Source organism: Gilliamella sp. B3022, from assembly GCF_028751545.1.
Lineage (GTDB): Bacteria > Pseudomonadota > Gammaproteobacteria > Enterobacterales > Orbaceae > Gilliamella.
Genome location: NZ_CP071867.1, coordinates 706262 through 725863, shown reverse-complemented (window position 1 = coordinate 725863; position 19602 = coordinate 706262). Strand labels below are relative to the sequence as shown.

General features: G+C 35.3%; 17 protein-coding genes and 2 pseudogenes. 5 read left to right on the top strand and 14 right to left on the bottom strand.

Annotation, left to right across the window (positions count from 1 at the left end; all coding sequences use genetic code 11):
* Nucleotides 1-410 precede the first annotated feature (410 nt).
* Nucleotides 411-1592, top strand: a complete 1182-nt coding sequence (locus J4T76_RS03160; protein ID WP_267356002.1) for an NAD(P)/FAD-dependent oxidoreductase — start codon at nt 411-413, stop codon at nt 1590-1592.
* Nucleotides 1593-1598: 6 nt separating this feature from the next.
* Here J4T76_RS03160 and J4T76_RS03155 read toward each other — a convergent pair whose 3' ends face one another.
* The gene (locus tag J4T76_RS03155; protein ID WP_416380278.1) at nt 1599-3038 is read right to left on the bottom strand and encodes a sigma-54 interaction domain-containing protein; all 1440 of its coding nucleotides are present in this window, start codon (nt 3036-3038) and stop codon (nt 1599-1601) included.
* A 262-nt stretch (nt 3039-3300) separates the two neighbouring features.
* Between J4T76_RS03155 and lysA the strand changes: the two genes are divergently transcribed.
* Genes lysA through J4T76_RS03135 form a run of 4 tightly spaced genes read left to right on the top strand, consistent with a single transcriptional unit; the run spans nt 3301 to nt 8732 of the window.
* A complete protein-coding gene (lysA, locus tag J4T76_RS03150; RefSeq protein ID WP_267339701.1) occupies nt 3301-4698 on the top strand; it encodes a diaminopimelate decarboxylase in 1398 nt (465 codons plus the stop codon).
* A gap of 53 nt (nt 4699-4751) precedes the next feature.
* Entirely contained in the window at nt 4752-6164 is a 1413-nt protein-coding gene (locus J4T76_RS03145; protein ID WP_267339699.1) for an APC family permease, read from the top strand.
* Between the two features lie 19 nt (nt 6165-6183).
* Nucleotides 6184-7290, top strand: coding sequence for an alanine/ornithine racemase family PLP-dependent enzyme (locus tag J4T76_RS03140; RefSeq protein ID WP_274460514.1), 1107 nt, complete (start codon nt 6184-6186; stop codon nt 7288-7290).
* Between the two features lie 56 nt (nt 7291-7346).
* Nucleotides 7347-8732: an amino acid permease gene (locus J4T76_RS03135; protein WP_267345120.1), complete on the top strand. Its 1386-nt coding sequence runs from the start codon at nt 7347-7349 to the stop codon at nt 8730-8732.
* Between the two features lie 125 nt (nt 8733-8857).
* Here the strand turns inward: J4T76_RS03135 and J4T76_RS03130 are convergent, their stop codons facing one another.
* From J4T76_RS03130 to lplT, 13 genes and pseudogenes are all read right to left on the bottom strand, one after another.
* Nucleotides 8858-9460 carry a MarC family protein gene (locus tag J4T76_RS03130; protein ID WP_267339694.1) on the bottom strand — a complete coding sequence of 201 codons (603 nt, stop codon included), beginning with the start codon at nt 9458-9460 and terminating at the stop codon, nt 8858-8860.
* A 156-nt stretch (nt 9461-9616) separates the two neighbouring features.
* Complete coding sequence (gene rplS, locus J4T76_RS03125; protein ID WP_025314641.1) at nt 9617-9967, bottom strand: 50S ribosomal protein L19; 351 nt, start codon at nt 9965-9967, stop codon at nt 9617-9619.
* 31 nt (nt 9968-9998) lie between these two features.
* Nucleotides 9999-10751: a tRNA (guanosine(37)-N1)-methyltransferase TrmD gene (gene trmD, locus J4T76_RS03120; RefSeq protein WP_267339693.1), complete on the bottom strand. Its 753-nt coding sequence runs from the start codon at nt 10749-10751 to the stop codon at nt 9999-10001.
* Nucleotides 10752-10767: 16 nt separating this feature from the next.
* Nucleotides 10768-11295 (bottom strand): ribosome maturation factor RimM, encoded by a 528-nt coding sequence (gene rimM / locus J4T76_RS03115; protein WP_267354520.1) that lies wholly within the window; start codon nt 11293-11295, stop codon nt 10768-10770.
* 26 nt (nt 11296-11321) lie between these two features.
* Nucleotides 11322-11570, bottom strand: coding sequence for a 30S ribosomal protein S16 (gene rpsP, locus J4T76_RS03110; RefSeq protein WP_034900786.1), 249 nt, complete (start codon nt 11568-11570; stop codon nt 11322-11324).
* Between the two features lie 221 nt (nt 11571-11791).
* On the bottom strand, nt 11792-12166 hold the full coding sequence (locus J4T76_RS03105; protein WP_267339683.1) for a DUF956 family protein: 375 nt from the start codon (nt 12164-12166) through the stop codon (nt 11792-11794).
* A gap of 167 nt (nt 12167-12333) precedes the next feature.
* Entirely contained in the window at nt 12334-13245 is a 912-nt protein-coding gene (locus J4T76_RS03100) for a PTS system mannose/fructose/sorbose family transporter subunit IID (RefSeq protein WP_267339682.1), read from the bottom strand.
* Nucleotides 13246-13261: 16 nt separating this feature from the next.
* Entirely contained in the window at nt 13262-14062 is an 801-nt protein-coding gene (locus J4T76_RS03095) for a PTS mannose/fructose/sorbose transporter subunit IIC (RefSeq protein ID WP_267339680.1), read from the bottom strand.
* A 23-nt stretch (nt 14063-14085) separates the two neighbouring features.
* Nucleotides 14086-14628, bottom strand: a pseudogene (locus tag J4T76_RS11825) (PTS system mannose/fructose/N-acetylgalactosamine-transporter subunit IIB); the annotation flags it as partial.
* 51 nt (nt 14629-14679) lie between these two features.
* Nucleotides 14680-15060 (bottom strand): annotated as a pseudogene (locus J4T76_RS11820) (PTS sugar transporter subunit IIA); the annotation flags it as partial.
* A 499-nt stretch (nt 15061-15559) separates the two neighbouring features.
* A complete protein-coding gene (locus J4T76_RS03085; protein ID WP_267365799.1) occupies nt 15560-17311 on the bottom strand; it encodes a carboxylesterase family protein in 1752 nt (583 codons plus the stop codon).
* Nucleotides 17312-17511: 200 nt separating this feature from the next.
* Nucleotides 17512-18423 carry an N-acetylmuramic acid 6-phosphate etherase gene (gene murQ / locus J4T76_RS03080; RefSeq protein WP_267339675.1) on the bottom strand — a complete coding sequence of 304 codons (912 nt, stop codon included), beginning with the start codon at nt 18421-18423 and terminating at the stop codon, nt 17512-17514.
* The gene (lplT, locus tag J4T76_RS03075; protein WP_267356008.1) at nt 18410-19597 is read right to left on the bottom strand and encodes a lysophospholipid transporter LplT; all 1188 of its coding nucleotides are present in this window, start codon (nt 19595-19597) and stop codon (nt 18410-18412) included. The genes murQ and lplT overlap by 14 nt, the downstream gene beginning before the upstream one ends.
* Between the last annotated feature and the right edge of the window lie 5 nt (nt 19598-19602).

The window sequence follows — 19602 nt, the reverse complement described above, 5'->3', positions numbered from 1 at the left end:
CAAGGATATACAGAAAATTAATGCTTTAGCATTAGGTATCGGAATGACTTAATTAAAATCTTACCTAAGCCACCTAAACACTGATAGCTATTCCTTTCAGGTTAATGAGCATAATTCAAATCCCAAGAGGGATAGACTCCTAAATATTTTTTACAAAAATTACACTCAGTTTTTAGTGTGATTGGATTTGTGACTTGGTAGAACACCCCCAAGCATTTAACAATATCCTAACCTTGTTAAGTATCGATTACATAGCTAATGAAAATACTAGTCTTTTACGATTGTAGACCATTATATTGGTGTTTTAAATAAGTTTCAGCTAATGCATTTAATCAAGTATAAAATGACGACTATAAGTGGCAATTGTATACTGTTATAATCTAGCACCTTTTCTTTTGGACATATTAGTTATGCAAACCAAAATAACAATTGTCGGTGCTGGTGCTGCTGGGCTTTTTTGTGCGGGATTACTTGGTCAAAAAGGCTTTGATGTAACAGTCATTGATAATGGTAAAAAATTAGGACGTAAAATATTAATGTCTGGTGGCGGTAAATGTAATTTTACTAATCTCGATGTTGAGGCAAAACATTATATTTCGCAAAACCGCCACTTTTGTAAATCTGCATTAAAACGATTTTCCCAATGGGATTTTATCCAACTCGTTAATCAATATCATATTGCCTATCATGAAAAAGATCATGGTCAGTTATTTTGTGATAATTCAGCTCAAGATATTGTTGATATGCTTATTCAAGAGTGCCAGAAAGGGCAAGTTAAGTTTATGTTAAAAACACAACTTGAAGATGTGGAGGCTGAACAGCAAGGATTTAAGTTATCTACTTCTCAAGGCTTTGTTGATACTGATAAACTAATTATTGCAACCGGTGGACAGTCGATGCCAGCACTAGGCATGACCTCGATCGGATATAAAATAGCTGAAAAATTTTCGATTCCTGTTGTACCAGTAAAAGCGGGGCTAGTGCCATTTACGTTACATAGACCTTTGTTAGAAGTTTTATCTACTTTATCAGGAATGGCTGTTCCAGTTGAAGTATCTAATGAACGAATCTGTTTTAAAGAGAATTTATTATTCACCCATCGTGGATTGTCAGGACCAGCGATTTTACAAATTTCGAGTTATTGGCAAGCAGGAGAGTCAATCATGATTAACTTATTACCAGATAGGTTATTCGAATCAACTTTTAAACCGTTACTTGAACAAAATCGTAATCAAACTATAAAAAATTGCTTAGCACAGATTTTACCGAAAAGGTTGATTGAAGTACTGATACAATTGAATTTGATAATCGACACAACTGTTAAACAACTTAATCCTAAGCAGCAACAAGATCTATATAATACATTGACACACTGGCATATAACACCAAATGGTACTGAAGGATACCGAACGGCTGAGGTGACGTTAGGCGGAGTAAGTACCGATGCTTTATCTTCAAAAACGATGGCAGTTAAATCGCATCCAAATCTCTATTTTATTGGTGAAGTTGTGGATGTAGCTGGTTGGCTCGGTGGTTATAATTTTCAATGGGCCTGGAGCAGTGCATTTGCCTGCGCACAAGCCTTTTGTTAAGAGGGATTAGTTACCTATTACCCCCATTTGAATATGATATTTTTTTACTTTATATTGTAATGTCGTCCGTGAAATATTTAATAATTTTGCGGCAGCAATAATTTTGCCGTTGGTTTGATTTAAAGCATCAATAATAAGTTGTTTTTCATAATTTTCAACTTGTACAGTTAAGTTAATGTTGCCAGCGGTCATGCTCGTACTTTGTTTTTCAAATTTCGTTTCGAATTGATCTTGTGGGTAAGGGCTATGAATGTCAAACAGTTCATCATCAAGGATAATTTGTTGCAATTCTCCCGGTTCATTTTGTAAGACTATACTTCGTACGATTGCATTTTCCAGCATCCTCACATTTCCCGGCCAAGGTGCCGACATGAGTTGTTGTAATGCGTGCTCACTAATGCCTGTTATCACAACATTTACATCCGCTTTATGTTTATCAATAAAGTATCGCGCCAATACAGGAATATCTTCTTTTCTTTCACGAAGGGCTGGAAGTTTAATTAATCCGACATTTAATCGATAAAATAGGTCACTTCGCATTTTCCCTGTTTTTAACAACTCTGCTGGTGATTCATTCATGGCGGCAACAATTCTAACATCGGCGTGTAGCTCTTTATTGCCCCCTAATGGCCAGTAAGTCTTTTCTTGTAAAAATCTCAGTAATTTGCTTTGCATATCCAGTGGCATAGCATTAAGTTCATCAAGAAATAGTGTGCCGCCATTAGCCAGTTCTAAATAACCTGGATGGTTTTCGGCTCCAGTAAAGGCTCCTTTCATCGTTCCAAATAAGGTACTTTCTATCAATGTGGTAGGTAAAGCACTACAGTTTAACGAAATAAACGCTTTATTACGGCGATGACTTGTTTGATGAATCAAATGAGCAAAAAGCTCTTTACCAGTTCCAGTTTCACCGACAATTAATACTGGGACATCATTTGCTCCTAAAATATTTGTTTGATCAATAACCTTTTGCATTTTTTGTGATACAAAAACTATTTCAGGCAATGGCTGATCTTTATTTTGGTATAATTTACTATTGAGTTTGAATACTTGATCGTGTAGCTGCCTAACAGTTGATAAATTTCGTCCTATTTCGATCGCACCAATAATATCTTTATGCTTGTTATAAAGTGGTACGGTTGTATGCATATAATCAACCAGTTTACCTACATGATTATAGTAGCTTTGGTAATTATCCTGATATTCCTTACCTTGTTGTAAAGCTTGTAACATGGTACTATCTTCTTTTCTTAAATTAGGATAAACTTTAAGCATGGGTTTACCAATAGCTTGCTCCATAGGGTAACCATCAAGTTCTGCACTTTCCCGATTATAATAAATATATTTACCTTCTTTATCGATAATAGCCATTGGCTGATGGATTAAATCAAAAAAATGTTTGAATATTTCTAATGATTGTAATAATTCAGGATCGATTGTCATGATATTAGTACCTTTTTAATTTAGCTTATTAGCTAAGTTTAGCTTACGTTAATTTTAATACCTTTCAACCATTAATGATTTTGTGACAAATTTTTGTCATAAAAACAGGTTTTAAACAAAATGACCAAAATTGTTTTTGCAATAATTTTCATAATAAATTGATTTTTTATGATTTATAAGTTGGCATGCTGATTGCATTGCAAGTGAGAAGCCATTTTACTTGTTTTCTTATGTACTTTTTATGTACTAATTAACTGGAGGTCTTATGTCCGACAAAATTATGTCAAATTATAACAAATTACGTACTGATCTAATAACTAAAGATCGTCGTTTCAGTGCTCAAAACGGTAAATTATGTTTTGACGGCATAAATTTAGAAGAATTAGCAAAGAAATACCCAACACCTTTTTACGTATTTTCTGAAAAAGAAATTGATCGTAATATTCAGGAAATCAAAGATTCGTTTAAAGCTCATCCAAACACTAAGATTTTTTATGCGTCAAAAACATGTTCTGTAATGGGTGTGCTAAAAGCAATTAAAGATGCGGGTATTTATGCTGAAGCGAACTCAATGTTTGAAGTGCGCAAATGTTTAGAGATTGGTTTTCCAGGCAGTCAAATTGTTTTCAATGGTGTGGTTAAAAAACCAGTTGATTTAGAATTTGCTATCCAAAATGAGCTTTATATTATTAACGTAGATAGCTTATTTGAACTTGATATAATTGATGAAATTTCAAGACGTTTGAAGAAAGTGGCAAATGTTTGTGTACGTGTTGAACCCAATGTACCTTCAGCGACGCATGCGGAACTCGTGACAGCTTATCATGCTAAATCGGGTATCGATTTAGAACAAGCGGAAGAAACTTGTCGCCGTATTCTTGAAATGCCTTATGTACATTTACGTGGTTTACATATGCACGTAGGAGATCAAGTACCAGAAGCAGAACCTTTTGCTAAAGCAACGAAAGTATTAGTTGATGAATCACGCCGTTTAGAAGAAGTTCTTGGTATTAAATTGGATTTAATTAATGTTGGTGGTGGTATTCCTGTTCCATATAAATATGACGAAGAAAATGGCAATCCATTACAGGATAATATGTACGCAGGTATTACCGCACAACATTTTGCTGATGCAGTAATTAAAGAAGTACATAAATGGCGTACCGATGTTGAGATTTGTATTGAACCAGGTCGTAAAGTAACAGGATCAGCTGCCGTATTATTAACAGAAGTAGCTTGTGAAAAACGTAAAACTAATTACGATTTAGACGGAAACATTGAAGAACATGTTGAGTGGAAATTTGTTGACGCAGGCTATAGCGTGTTATCTGACAGTCAGCATTTTGATTGGTTCTTCTATGTTTATGATGCATCAAAAATTACCGAAGAGCATGATCAATACATTAAACTTGCTGGACCTTTATGCGATGGTGGTGACTATTACCATGTTGGTGTAAAAGGGGAAGAGTTCTTGCTACCAAAAGATACTCAGGTTGGAGATATTATTGCATTCCTTGATGCTGGAGCTTATACCATTGAGAGCCAAACAGTTTATAACAACCGTCCACGTACTGCTGTTGTTATGATTGATAAAAAAGGTAAAGATCGATTGATTCGCCGTGAGGACACTTACGAGGATATGGTTGGATACGACGTGTATTAATCATGAGTTATCTGGGGCGCTTATCGTCCCAGATATTATAATGTGAGGTTATTATGAGTGATTCTAAAAATTCAAGTTTACTTGGTATTAAAGACATTGTATTTATGAATGTCATTGCAATACTAAGTTTACGTCAAATTCCTAATGTTGCTCCTTATGGAGCGTCAGCAATGGTGCTTTGGCTCCTTGCTGCATTTTGTTTGTTTTTTCCTTTAGCAATGGTTTGTGGTGAACTTTCTACTGGTTGGCCAAAAGATGGTGGGATTTTTGTTTGGGTAAAAGAAGCGTTTGGTAAACGAGTTGGTTGGATAGTAGTTGTTTGTTTCTTATTCTCATGCGTGCTTTTCTTCCCACTGATGTTGCAATTTGGTTTTACTGCAATTGGCTACATGTTTAGTCCTGAACTAGCTCAAAATCAGGTGTTTATTGGTGTTGGTTCCATGGTAGTATTTTGGATCTTAACATTAATGAATATCAAAGGTTTGAAATGGACTAAAATCATTAACAGTGTTAGTGCATGGTTAGGGGTCTTTATTCCTGCTGGTATTATCGTGTTATTAGCCATTGTGTGGCTAATGACTGGTCACCCAATGGCCACTGATTATAGTCATATTAGTGATTGGATTCCGGATTTAAGTAGCTGGGATACCATTGTTTTTCTATCAAGTATGATGTTTGCTTTTGCTGGACTTGAAGTTGCCCCTATGATTGCTGGTCGTACTCGTGATCCACAACGTGACTTCCCTAAAGCGATGGCGGTATCTGCAATTGTTATCGTTGGTATCTATATGATTGGTACTTGGGCCATTAATACCTTATTACCTGCTGTTGATACTGATATTGTTGCCGGTGTAATGCAAGCAATGGAAGCAGCGGCTAAAGAGTTACATATGCCTTGGTTATTACCTGTAATGGCAATTTGTTTATTCTTTGGTGCATTAGGTCAAATTAACTCATGGTTAGTTGGCCCTATCTATATGTTACAAGAGGCGTCAAAAGAAGATAATTTACTTGGTGAACGTGTTGGACATTTACATCCTGTCTATCAAACTCCAGCATTTGCTTTAGTTATTCAAGCAATCATTGTCACAGTACTTTGTTTCTCAACGTTTGTATCGCCAAGTATTGCTGCTGCATATTGGATGTTAACTGCATTAACAACCATTTGTTACTTTATTCCTTATTTAGTGATGTTTATTGCATACTATCGTTTACGTATTACTCAACCAGATGTACCACGTAGCTTTAAGATCCCAGGTAAAGTATTACCGATTGTTTTACCAGGTTTAGGATTCTTATCTACACTATTTGCGGTGATCTTAGTGTTTATTCCACCAGCACAGATTGATATGGGGGGATATGTTGAGTATATCGCGAAAATTGTTGGTGGTGCAGTGCTTGCTATCGTGTTAGCGGAGTGGATATACCATAGAGCACAAAAGCGTAATCGCATGCAACAACAATAAGAGATAGAGGAGTAAATTTATGTACAAACCTGTATTGGAAATTGATTTAGGAAAATTAAAAGACAATGCACGTGTTGAAAAAGAGCTGCTTGCTAAACACGGCATTGAAGTAATGGCAGTTAATAAAGTGTTTGATGGTTGTGTTGAAACAGCAAAAGCAGTTCTAGATGGAGGTATTGATGTTATTGCTGAGTCAAGAACCTACAATTTGAAGAAACTTAAAGATGCTTTAGGGTGTAAAACCTGCTTATTGCGTAGTCCTTGTTTAAGTGAAATTAGTGAAATAGTTAAATATGCAGATATTAGCTTAAATAGTGAAAAAGTGGTGATTCAAGCACTTTCAGACGAAGCCGTTAAGCAACAAAAAATTCACCAAGTTTTATTAATGATTGATATGGGTGATTTACGTGAAGGTATTTGGTTTGAACATTTGGATGAAATTATTGATACGGTCAAACTTATTTTATCTTTACCGGGTGTTGAGCTTTATGGGCTAGGTACTAATTTTAACTGTTATGGTACTGTGTTACCAACAGTTAAAAATGGAGTAGACTTTTTAGAAATTGCGCGTAAAGTTGAAAAATCTTGCAATATTAAAATACAATATTTATCGGCCGGTAATTGTACTAGTTATCACTTATTAGACAAGGGTATCTGGCCAGAAGGTCTTAATCATATCCGGATTGGTGGTTTACATGAGTTTGGTATTGAGTATGTGGATATGAAATATCTTGATGAATTTCATCATTCCAATAAACCTGTCGAAAAAGCTTGTAGTGATATGTATAAATTATATGCACAAATCATCGAGCTTAACAGTAAACCAACCGTTCCAGTCGGCGAGCTAGGTGTTGATGCTTTTTTAAACAGTAAAACTTTTGTCGATCATGGTATACGTAAACGAGCGCTGCTTGCGTTTGGACGTCAAGATGTTCCGGCTGAAAGCTGTGTACCAATCGATGATAATATTACTGTACTTGGTCAAACCAGTGATCATACGTTAGTCGATATCGAAGATGTGTCACAAAATCTTAAAGTCGGTGATATGATTGGATTTGAGCTTGATTACACTGCCTTGCTAATGGCTTGTCAAACTAGTGGTGTAGAAAAACGGTTTATCTATTAATTTGTGTTAACTGCTGGTTAACCAGCAGTTTTTATCAATGATTAGGCGGTTTATACATGGCAACATCAGTATCACAACAAAGCCAAAATTTCAGTAATTTAAAAAAGAATCTTAAAAATCGTCATCTGCTAATGATTTCATTAGGGGGATCGATTGGTACCGGTTTATTTATTGGTATCGCTGCGCCATTAACTACGGTAGGGCCATTAGGAACTATTATTGCTTATTTAATGGCTGGTAGCATAATGTTAGCAACAATGTTATGTTTAGGTGAGCTTTCTTGTGCATTCCCGCATGCGGGTTCTTTTCAGCATTATGCACTAATGTTTATTCCAAATCCGATTTGGAGTTATACTATTGGTTGGTTATACTGGCTTAGTTGGGTTCTGTCTATGGCAGCAGATTTAACTGCCGCTTCTATGATTGCTCACCAATTTTTTCCTGCTGTTCCTATTTATCTTTTTAGCTTATTGATTTTAATTGTTATTACCTCAGTTCATTTAACTTCTGTCCGTGCTTTTGGTGAAAGTGAATATTGGTTTTCAACCATTAAAGTGTTGGCAATTATTGCTTTTATCGGTGTTGGTATTTATCTTCTTTATCAGCAATATACTCAAACTCACATATTACCTACTTTTAAAACAGAACAAGGCTGGTTTCCAAATGGTTTTTTATCGATTTTTGTATGCATGACCATTGTGACTTATTCATTTCAAGGTGTTGAGCTAATTGGTAGTGCCGCTGGTGAAGCTGAGTCACCTCAGTCAGTATTACCCAAGATTATTACAGGTGTAGCATTTAGAATTATTCTGTTTTATGTATTAGCTATTGCAATTTTAGCATTAGTTTACCCTTATGGAACTGTGCATGATGAAATTAGTCCCTTTGTGTGGGTATTTAACAAAGTCGGTATCACTTTTGCTTCTTATATGATGTTGTTCGTTATTTTTTGTGCTGCGATATCTGCGGCTAACTCAGCTATTTATGCCAGTTCGCGTATGTTATGGTCTATGGCACAGGATAATTTAGCGCCTAAATATTTTTCAGAAGTCAATAAACGGGGCGTTCCTACTAAAGGCATCTTATTTATTGCAATTATTGCTCTAGTTTCATTATTTTCTAAATATATTGCCGCGGAAAAGCTTTATCTCTATTTGGTTGCAGGTACTGGACAAGTAGGTTGTTTTGCGTGGATTATTATCGCTTGGTGTCAGTATCAATTTCGTAAAGGGGTGAATAGTGGTAAATACCCTAAAGAGATGATTAAATTTAAATCACCATTATTTCCATGGTTAGCAGCAATTTCAATCATTGTTAATATTGTGATCATTGTTGGTGTGTGGTTTGGTGAGTCGGGGCATTTTATTTTATTATCAGAAGTTGTTTTAATTATCATTATTTTAGCTTCGTATTACTATAATAAAAACGCAATCTCATCATGAATCATTAAGATTATTTATACTCAATTAGTATAGAAATGCTCATAATTTAATCTTAGATGAAATAGTGAATTTAATTGTTACGTTATTTTACGTAATAACGTAACAAATTTATCAATATAGGTTAGCTATTTTATAAAAGCCGTTATGCCAGAAAAAACTACTTGTGCAGCAATTGCTGATATTAGTAGTCCGGTTAATTTTGATAAAATGGCAATACCTGTATTTTTTAATACTTTTGCAATACTTTTTGCACATAAAAGCATGGCATAAATGCCCGAGGAAGCAATAAACAATGAAACCGCACCTATCATATTGGCGGCAAAACCCACTGAGCTTGTTCCCATAACAATAATTGTACCGATAGAAGCAGGGCCCATGCAAAGAGGAATTGCAAGCGGTACAACACTAATATCTTCATTACTGTTAATTTTATTTTTATCTGGAGAGTCATTCATTAGTGTCACAGCAGTAATAAACAGTAACGCGCCAGAACCGATACGAAATGCATCGAGAGTAAAACCGAAAACACTAAACATAGTATTTCCAAAAAAGAACAATACAATACCAATTATAAATACAGCACAAGATGTTTTAAGTGCAGTTTTTCGGCGTTGTGGTTCATCATATTGTTTAGTACCACTTAAGAATGCACTTAGCACTGCTGGTGGTGTCATTAATGCGAATAACTTGGTTGTGGTAGCAAGAATCGCAACAAGATAGTTATCCATAATGTTACCTTTATTTAATCTAGATATTGCTTGAATTTTGTCAACGATTGTTGGCGGGAATGAACTTTTACTATATACATAAAAACGGTCACCATAAAGGTGACCATATTTAATTGGATATATTTAATTAGTTTATCAAATATTAACCAATTTGAATTAGTTAAGGCGTTCTTTGATACGCGCTGCTTTACCACGAAGTTCGCGTAAGTAGTAAAGTTTAGCTTGACGTACTTGACCACGACGTTTCACAGTAATTGAATCAACAATTGGTGAGTGAGTTTGGAATACTCGTTCAACACCTTCGCCATTCGAAATTTTACGTACTGTAAATGCAGAATGTAAACCACGATTACGAATTGCTACAACAACACCTTCATAAGCTTGAAGACGTTTTTTGTTACCTTCAACAACCCATACTTTTACTTCAACCGTATCACCCGGACGAAAAGACGGGATGTCTTTTTTCATTTGTTCTTGTTCTAATTGCTGAATAATTGCATTTTTCATAATTTTGTCTCTTACTAGTTATACTGAAATATCAACGGCTCGGTTCATCACGATATTCACGTTGGAATTCAGTGAGTAAACGTTGCTCTTCATCAGTCAGAGCTAGATTTTTAAGAAGATCTTCTCTTCTCAACCAAGTTCGTCCCAGTGATTGTTTTAATCGCCAGCGACGAATCGCTTCATGGTGACCAGACATTAACACGTCGGGCACCGCCATTCCATCTAACACCTCAGGCCTGGTATAGTGTGGACAATCGAGTAACCCGTTAGCAAAAGAGTCTTCTTCTGCTGATGATTCGTGATTTAATACACCAGGAATAAATCTTGCTAATGCATCAATCATCGTCATCGCTGGTAATTCACCGCCACTTAACACGTAATCTCCAATTGACCATTCTTCATCAATTTCGGTTTGGATAACACGTTCATCTATACCTTCATATCGACCACAAATCAAAATCATTTTTTGATATTGCGATAACTCGCCAACACCTTGTTGGTTTAATTTGCGCCCTTGTGGGGAGAGATAGATTACTTTTGTATCGTTACCAGCTACTGTTTTTGCAGCATGAATTGCATCGCGAAGTGGTTGTACCATCATTAACATGCCGGGACCACCGCCATAAGGTCTATCATCGACAGTCTTATGCTTATCATACGCAAAATCGCGCGGGTTCCAATATTCTACTGTTAACAGTCCGTTTTTTACGGCTCGACCAGTCACACCATAACAGGTAATTGCTTGGAACATTTCAGGAAAAAGGCTAATAACGCCAATCCACATATTCTTACCTTACCAATTAAAAAGCAGGATCCCAATCGACCACAATCACTTTTGCTGTTAAATCAACTTGTTTTATAAATTGATCATCCACAAATGGAATTAAACGTTCTGTTGCTCCAAATGCATCTTTTAGATTTGCTTTAACAACCAACACATCATTCGAACCAGTTTCCATTAAGTCAGTCACCTGACCCAAATCATAACCGTTAACTGTTTTTACTCGACAGCCAATCAAATCCTTCCAATAAAAATCACCATTGTTAAGCTCTGGAAATTTTTCAGCATCAACAAATACTTCAAAATTAGTTAATGCATTGGCTTGATCACGATCGTCAACGCCTTTGAGTTTTACAATCATATCCTGATTATGGGGTTTGAAGCTTTCTACGATTACCTCTTGCCATTTACCAGCACGCTGGATATACCAAGGTGTGTAATCGAAAATACTATCTGGAAATTCTGTAAACGAAAAAATTCTGAGCCAACCACGAATGCCGTAGCTAGAACCAAGTTTACCTACAACGATCAGATTCTCAGTATTCATCATTACAGTTACTATTTATTACTTAATTAAGCAGCTTTTTGTGCTTGTTTGATCAATGCATTCACACGATCAGAAACTGTTGCACCTAAACCAACCCAATGATTTACGCGATCAAGATCTAAACGTAATTCTTCTGCTTTACCTTGTGCAATTGGATTAAAAAAGCCAACGCGTTCAATAAAACGACCATCACGTGGGTTACGGCTATCAGTGACAACTACTTGATAAAAAGGGCGCTTTTTAGAGCCACCACGAGCTAAACGAATAGTTACCATAACATCCTCTTAAATTAAAAAATAATCTTTCTTTTGCCCAACATGGACAAAATCAAAGCCCCGAAATTATACTCTTTCTGGAAAAAAGTGCAATGGCTGTTTGTTGATGCTTGGCGTGATATTGCTTGCTTTAAACTTATTTAGTCATGAATGAATAAAAATAATACTGACGATATTTTATTTTTTAGAATCTATTACGTTCTTATATTTAGATATCGCTGCTATTTTTTATTTTTTTTACAAATAAAAGCTCGTTTTAAAACATCAAAAAAGCCTAAAGATCTCACCATTTTTTGACCATCTATATAAACGCGAATCGCTTTTAATGTTTTTTTAGGATTTTCAGAGGCAAAAGTGAAAGTACCATTTTTTTTTGTTTGAATTGAATAACGTGGAATCCATCTGCCACCAAATAATACTGATGCAATGACATAGTCCACTTCATCCCAAGGAATTTGGATATATTTGCGAGGGTCATGCCGATGATAAAATTCAAATGCTTTATCACCAATCATAATATTGCCATATTCAGATAAACCAGTAAAAGCGGTTGCTTTTACAGTCAAATCAATTTTTGTATTCAAAGATTGAACCATCTATTACCTATCCATAGTTAAGGTTGAATTGATAATGCTATCCTTTTCATACACATCGTGTTGTTTGTCACATTGTGTAATGAAAAGGATAATTATTGTTTGACAGAAAGCAAAATTTCATACTGTAACATTATGCTTTCCTAAAACCTCTTTACAAAAATACTGGTTTATAAAAGACCAACTAAATGACCAGCAATACCTACTAAAAATAATCCAACAATGATAATGATTGGCGATACTTTTTTACGTAATAACCACATACAGAAAAACGTTAAAAGTAGCGGAACAAGCCCTGGTATTAATTGATCTAAGTTATTTTGTAATGTGGTGACTTTTTCTTGGGTTAGTGATAATCCACTTTGCATTTGTTGTAATGCTTGTTGGATACCTTGAGCGCCAGCTGGAAGCGAATCCCAGTCAATGAATGCCCCATTGTCTAGTTTAACTGTTGATACAACGGGTTGAAATTTTATTGATACCCACCTTTGTACCAAAGCAGCAAGCACAAACATTCCTAGTATAGATGCACCTTTAGTAATTTTTTGTAGTAAACCACCTGATAGGTTATCTGTGATTTTCGATCCAGTACGATAACCAAATTCTTGCGTATACCACATAAAACCCCAACGTATAATATTCCATAGTAAAAAGAATAAAATAGGGCCCATAATATTACCACTAAGCGCTAATGAAGCACCAAGAGCACCTAGCATTGGTCGTACGGTAAACCAAAACACTGGATCACCCACCCCCGCTAAAGGACCCATCATCCCAACTTTTACCCCTTGAATTGCAACATCATCAACTGCGGCACCGTTAGCGCGCTCTTCTTCTAAAGCAAGTGTTACACCTAAAACGGGTGATGCTAAATATGGATGTGTATTGAAAAACTCTAAATGACGTTTTAACGCTGCTGAACGGTCTTCTTTTGTGGTATATAATTTTTTGATGGCAGGAATCATAGAATAAACCCAACCACCATTTTGCATACGTTCATAGTTCCAAGAACCTTGAAGGAAAGTTGAACGCCAAGCGACTGCTAAACGATCTTTTTTACTTAATTGAATTCTATCTGTCATTTTCTTCTCCAAGTTTCTAGTAATCATTCAAAATATCATCAAGCGGATCACCTTTACTACCGCCATTCGATGAATTGCCACGTTCTGAAAGACTGAGATATATCAGTGCTAATGCGATTCCTAACGCACCAAGGGCAATTAATGTTAATTGGGATAGAGCGGCAACCACAAAGCCAATAATGAAAAACGGCCATACTTCACGGTTTGCCATCATGTTTATTACCATTGCATAACCTACTGCAACAACCATACCACCACCAATAGCCATACCAGTTGTTAACCATTCAGGCATTGCATTTAACGCTTCTTTTACCGTTTCTGCTGGAATGAATAGTAACGCTGCTGCTGGAATGGCAATTCGTAGACCTTGTAAGCAGATGCCTAAAACTTGCAACCATTCGATTTTACGAATATTGCCTTCTTCTGCTGCGGCATCCATCATATGAACTAATGGAACAGCGATAGTTCGTACAATCATGGTTAAAAATAATCCAGCAACCGCAAGTGGAATCGCTACCGCAATTGCTGTTGATACACCAGCAATACCTTGTCCACCTAAAACTAAAATAATCGATGATGCAACGGCGGCTAGTGCGGCATCAGGCGCTACTGCTGCCCCAATATTTGCCCAACCTAACGCAATCATTTGTAGTGATCCACCTAATACTACGCCCGCTTCTAAATTTCCGGTCACAAGTCCAATTAAAGAACATGCAACAAGCGGCTGGTGGAATTGGAATTGATCTAAAATACCTTCTATACCGGCTAGAAAGGCAACAGCTATCACTAATATGATAGCAATGATTGATAATGTCATAATGTATAACCTCGTAAATAAAACTAATCTTTTTGTTCAGCCAACTCTTCTTTTGCTTTTTTCAATAAATCATCCATATTACTATTGGAATCATTTGGTACTTTGCGAACATCAAATTTAACGTTTTTAGCTTTCAATTTTTCAAAAGCATCAACATCATCAGCATTCATAGAAAGTACTTTATTAACCATGACTTTACCTACAGAATGTGCCATTGAACCAATATTAACAACATTAATATCGACGCCACCTTCTATCGCACGTAAAACATCTTGAGGATTTTCAAATAAGAGTAAGGCTTTAGTATTGCCAAATCGAGGATCGTGCGATACTTCAATAATTTTTTTAATTGGCACAACATTGGCTTTAACGCCAGGAGGTGCAGCTTCTTGAATAAGTTTTTTTCTTAGTTCATCTTTCGCTACGGAATCTGAAACCACAATTATACGATTAGGATTGGTTGATTTAGTCCAAGCAGTGGCAACTTGTCCATGTAATAATCGTGAATCAACTCTCGCTAAGACAATTTTCATTTTACCATCACCAAGTACCGTTCCTTCAGGTATTGTGTTAGATACTTGCGTTGCTGATTTGCTTTGATTTGGTGCCTCAACAGTTGCTTTGACACCTTCTCTTGCAGGATCAATAATTGCTGCAGCAATTTCTTTGGCGCTCTCTATTGAAAAACGTGAAGAATAAGCTTCGATAAGCATTGGAAGATTTAAACCTGCGACGATCGCCCAATTACTGTGTTCACCACATAAATTATTAGCCTGATTAAAAGGTGTACCTCCCCATAAATCTACCAGGAATAATACTTCATCTTGATTGTCAAATGTTGCGATTGCTTCCTGCATTCGTTCTTTTAAACTTTCTGGACTATCACTAGGATGCAAGGTAATGGCTTTCACATTTTCCTGCTCTCCAAAGATCATCGATCCTGATTGTAGAATACCTTCAGCAAACTCCCCATGAGTAGCTAGGATAATTCCTACCATATAATTTCCTCCGGATTTTTATATTATTGAATAATATAAATGTGTTATAAAATATTTTTAAAAATTATGACTAACTCAGTTATTTTCTACACTAAAAAATGTTACTTTTTATTACGCAAACAAAGCAAAAAGTTTTTAGTGTCAATCTGATTACCTATTTATCTCATCAACGAATATAGTTATTATATTATAAATTTTATTATTAAATGATAGCATTTGTTAAAATCTGTGACAGGGATAATGGATAATATTTCTAAAAAACATATTGTTAAAATAAAAAAATAGAATAGTCAAAAATAAAAAATTTTATTTTTTATTCCCTAGAATTATGCATTTCTAGACGTTAGGATAATTTCTTAAAGCTTTTCATAGGACATTCAGATTGGTTGGTCACTCAACTTTATTTTATCCATTTGTAAACTTTTGATGATCATTATTAAGCACAATATATGATCATCAAATGATAATACAGAACATATTGTGCATAGCATTACTTAACTTATTTAATCCATAATGATTTATTGTTATACCGTTGATCAAGCTCACTACTAAACCATCGACCGTTTAAAACTTCAGATATGATGACTTTTTTCGTTTTTTGATTAATTGATTGATCATCATCCATTTCATTAAGTACATCGCTGTAAGTCAATTTTTTGCCTCCCATATAAGCAATGGCTTTTACTTTATCTGCATTCATATATAAATAAGCATTATTAGCTTTATTATGTTCAGTAGTCCAGTTATTCCAATAAACTAAATCAGTTCCATTAGGATCACCTGAATGAATAAAATTATTAAGGTATTTTTTTAATGTCATGCTTAATTGTTTGGCGCCTTGAGTTTTATATGCATTACCAATTAACCGATCATAATTTTGAGAATCAGCATCCAATAGTGGTAGGAACACTCCATGAAAAGCTCCAAATAATGCCATGTGTGAACCAACACTATTGCTGTCTTGACCAAATTCTATTTCTAGTCCATAAATTTTGGCCTTATAAAAGGGTGCCATTTTTTGCGCAGAATCTGCTACATTAAATAGGTCATATAAATGTCCCCCATATTTATTGGCAAAATTAAATTCTTTAAGCTTTTTTCCTGTTGGCAAATCATTATTGAAAGTATCACTAAAATAGGGTGATGTTTGGGCAAACAATGAAAATTCGCCGGTACCTGTGAGCATAATCAGTGGTACAGAATTATATTCATGAGTGTTGAAACCATCTTTAGGAATGACATATCCATCATTGTATAAATGTGGAAATACACTCATTCTTATTCCAGCATTTCCCATAAGTGATACCAGTCGTTGTGAAGATACACTATAAAGATAAGTTCTTACATTAGAATTATTGGTTAATAACCAATGATAAGCTTCATCTTGGGTTGGTTTAATTTTATCTTCAACAACAAGGGGAGCGATAGCTTTAGCAAATACTTTTACGCTATCTTGTTTATCTGCGATAGTCATGCCACCACTAAAAGATATAGCCTTTTGAAATTTACCTTTAAAAATAGGTGAGATTAACATTGCCATTACATCTCGCCCGCCAGCAGAAAATCCAGATACAGTTATATTATTAGCGTCTCCACCAAAATGGGTTATATTTTCTTTTATCCAATCTAAGGATTTTGCAATGTCAAGTAGTGCATAATTTCCAGAATCTTCGAGTTTATCGCCAGTTTGTAAGGCTGGAAGCGGATTAAATCCCAACGGTCCTAAACGGTAATTAATTGAGACAAAAATTCCTTCAATGTCATTTACCAGAGTATTCCCTGTCATTTCCTCCGCTTTGCCATTTTGATTATTTCCCCCGTGAATATAAACCAGTACTGGTAAATTATTCGATTTATTATTTGGTCGGTATATATTGAGATTTAAACTATCATCTGATCCGATAACTTTATTATCTTTCAGTTGGAATGCAATTTTGCTTGCTTGGGTTGCATCTAATACTCCTTTCCAAGATTCAGGATCAACAGGTTTTTTCCATCTAAGTTGACCTACTGGTGATTTTGCATAAGGTATACCAGTCCAAACAATAACGTTATTTATTTTATCGAATTGACCTTTTATCATACCATATTGAGTTTGAACTAAAGAGGCATCAGCAATTTGGTTGATATTGGATTGATGATTATCAACAATAGGTAAATTTTTTTCATTACTCGCAAAAGTTGGGAGGGATAGCGCTAATATACCAAGCAAAATTGTGGCTATATTAAGTTGTAATAATGATTTTTTCATAGATTTTCCTTTTTATAAGATTAAACTTACAATCAAAGTTTAATTAGTTTTTTTCAAAAAAATCCATTAATTAATGAACATAGTAACCTTTGAAATTAGAGCAAAATTATTATTTTTATGAATATTTATTTCAAACATTAAGAATGAAAAATTAGACTTGAGTCACAAATTGGGTGAACCAATTTGTGTTTTGTAGTCATTTATGCGGTGTGATTGTTTATTGCTTTGCGAATAGAATCATTATTTTGTAACAATATTTTTTTTGCTTGTAACTCATCAATATTAGCAAGAATCATTAATATTGCTGTTTTACAATGTTTATCGCATTTATTTAATGCAGCCATTGCTATTTCACGAGTACAATCGGTGGATTGCATAACGATCGATATTTGTCGTTCCATGAGTTTGGCATTAGTTGCTTCAACATCAACCATTAAATTACCGTAAACTTTGCCGATTTTGATCATGCTTGCGGTAGTGAGCATATTGAGTACTAACTTTTGTGCAGTACCGGCTTTCATTCTTGATGAACCGGTGATCACTTCGGCTCCAACAATTGGGGTAATAGAGATATCCGCCAGTTTAATTATTGGTGCTTGAGGATTACAACATAAACTAATAACGGTTGCCCCCATTGATTTTGCATATTGCATACCTCCTATTACATAAGGCGTACGCCCACTTGCAGCAATACCTACTAAAACATCGTTAACGCTAAAATTAATATTGGCTAAATCGCTGATAGCTTGAGTAGGATCATCTTCCGCGTTTTCAACTGCTTTAAAAATAGCTGATGAGCCGCCAGCAATTAAGCCTATGACCTGCTGTGGTGGCGAACCATAAGTAGGAGGACACTCACTGGCATCTAAAATACCCAATCGCCCTGAAGTGCCAGCACCAAGATAAATTAATCGACCTTGTTTTAAAAAAGTTTGGCTGATAACGTCAACAGCTTGGGCTATATTATAAAGTTCTTTTTCAACAGCTATCGCGACTTGTTTATCTTCATTATTGATAATTTTGAGTATCTCTACTGTTGAACAGTTATCTATGTGTTCGCTATTAGGATTGCGACTTTCGGTTATCATCTCTGAAAGATTAATTTTTTGCATGTTTTTTTAATCCTAACCATAATAATAAAATTATTATGGCAAATAAACCACCAAAACCAACACCAATTGCTATAATGGGTAAATCCAGAGCAACAGCCAAAGTGTAAAGCCCTAACATTACCATCATGGCAGTATACTCACTTAAGTTTTGTACCGAAATCACACTTCCTGCGCCAACAAGTTCTTTACCTATTTTTTGGATAAAAGCATTTAGGGGTACTAAAAAGAAGCCACCTAAAGCCCCAATGATAACTAATAAAATATAAGATGAAATGATATTGCCTTGCAAAGTAAAAGTAATAACCATAATCCCCATCATAATTCCTGCTGGAATACATCGCAATATGTTATTTATAGAAATAAATGTACTGGCCAGTCCTGCACCAATTACAATGCCAATGGCAACAACAGCATTAAGATTAGTCGGTGTTGCATTATCATAAATATCTAAAACGACAGGAACCCAACTAATCAATAAAAAGCGTAAAGTAATACCCGCGCCCCAAAATAGACTTGTGCCTAATAATGTAAACAGTACTTGCTTATTAGTAAATATTATGTTAATCGTGTTAGCAAAATCTTTGACCATACTTAAAAAATGCCATTGAATTTTTTCTCTTGCAGCGGGTAATTTAGGAATAAAAAAGTTAGCGATAACAGCAAGTCCATACATCAATACACAAGCAAACAATGCCACGCTTACATTGAGATCGGCAATATGTCCACCAGCTAATGACCCAAGCAAAATAGCAGCAATTGTTGATGCTTCAATTAACCCGTTGGCTTTTACTAAATTATCGCCGCTGGTAAGTTCTCCTAAAATTCCATATTTTGCAGGAGAGTATGCGGCTGCACCCATACCAACTAAGAAATAGCCTACAAATGGACTTAAGTTTAAACAGACGCAACCGGCACCCAATAATTTTATACCGTTTGAAATCATCATCACTTTTCCTTTGGGCATACTATCAGCAAATTGACCAACAAAAGGGGAAAGTAAAATGAAAGGCACAACAAAACCTATCTGTAATGCTGACTGACTCCATTCGGGATAATGTAAATTTTTAATGAACGCCAATATGGCAAAAAAGATCGCATTATCGGAAAAGGCTGAAAAAAATTGCGCTAGCATGGTTGCAACCATGCCTTTATTTAATAATGGGCGTTGGTTCATAAGAT

Excerpts from the sequence above, each read along its gene's own strand:
- J4T76_RS03100 (WP_267339682.1), bottom strand. The coding sequence starts at position 13,245 with ATGACAGATAGAATTCAATTAAGTAAAAAAGATCGTTTAGCAGTCGCT.
- rplS (WP_025314641.1), bottom strand. The coding sequence starts at position 9,967 with ATGAAAAATGCAATTATTCAGCAATTAGAACAAGAACAAATGAAAAAA.
- J4T76_RS03145 (WP_267339699.1), top strand. The coding sequence starts at position 4,752 with ATGAGTGATTCTAAAAATTCAAGTTTACTTGGTATTAAAGACATTGTA.
- J4T76_RS03105 (WP_267339683.1), bottom strand. The coding sequence starts at position 12,166 with ATGGTTCAATCTTTGAATACAAAAATTGATTTGACTGTAAAAGCAACC.
- murQ (WP_267339675.1), bottom strand. The coding sequence starts at position 18,423 with ATGCAAAAAATTAATCTTTCAGAGATGATAACCGAAAGTCGCAATCCT.
- J4T76_RS03140 (WP_274460514.1), top strand. The coding sequence starts at position 6,184 with ATGTACAAACCTGTATTGGAAATTGATTTAGGAAAATTAAAAGACAAT.
- rimM (WP_267354520.1), bottom strand. The coding sequence starts at position 11,295 with ATGAATACTGAGAATCTGATCGTTGTAGGTAAACTTGGTTCTAGCTAC.
- J4T76_RS03135 (WP_267345120.1), top strand. The coding sequence starts at position 7,347 with ATGGCAACATCAGTATCACAACAAAGCCAAAATTTCAGTAATTTAAAA.
- lplT (WP_267356008.1), bottom strand. The coding sequence starts at position 19,597 with ATGAACCAACGCCCATTATTAAATAAAGGCATGGTTGCAACCATGCTA.
- lysA (WP_267339701.1), top strand. The coding sequence starts at position 3,301 with ATGTCCGACAAAATTATGTCAAATTATAACAAATTACGTACTGATCTA.
- J4T76_RS03130 (WP_267339694.1), bottom strand. The coding sequence starts at position 9,460 with ATGGATAACTATCTTGTTGCGATTCTTGCTACCACAACCAAGTTATTC.
- J4T76_RS03160 (WP_267356002.1), top strand. The coding sequence starts at position 411 with ATGCAAACCAAAATAACAATTGTCGGTGCTGGTGCTGCTGGGCTTTTT.
- rpsP (WP_034900786.1), bottom strand. The coding sequence starts at position 11,570 with ATGGTAACTATTCGTTTAGCTCGTGGTGGCTCTAAAAAGCGCCCTTTT.
- trmD (WP_267339693.1), bottom strand. The coding sequence starts at position 10,751 with ATGTGGATTGGCGTTATTAGCCTTTTTCCTGAAATGTTCCAAGCAATT.
- J4T76_RS03095 (WP_267339680.1), bottom strand. The coding sequence starts at position 14,062 with ATGACATTATCAATCATTGCTATCATATTAGTGATAGCTGTTGCCTTT.
- J4T76_RS03085 (WP_267365799.1), bottom strand. The coding sequence starts at position 17,311 with ATGAAAAAATCATTATTACAACTTAATATAGCCACAATTTTGCTTGGT.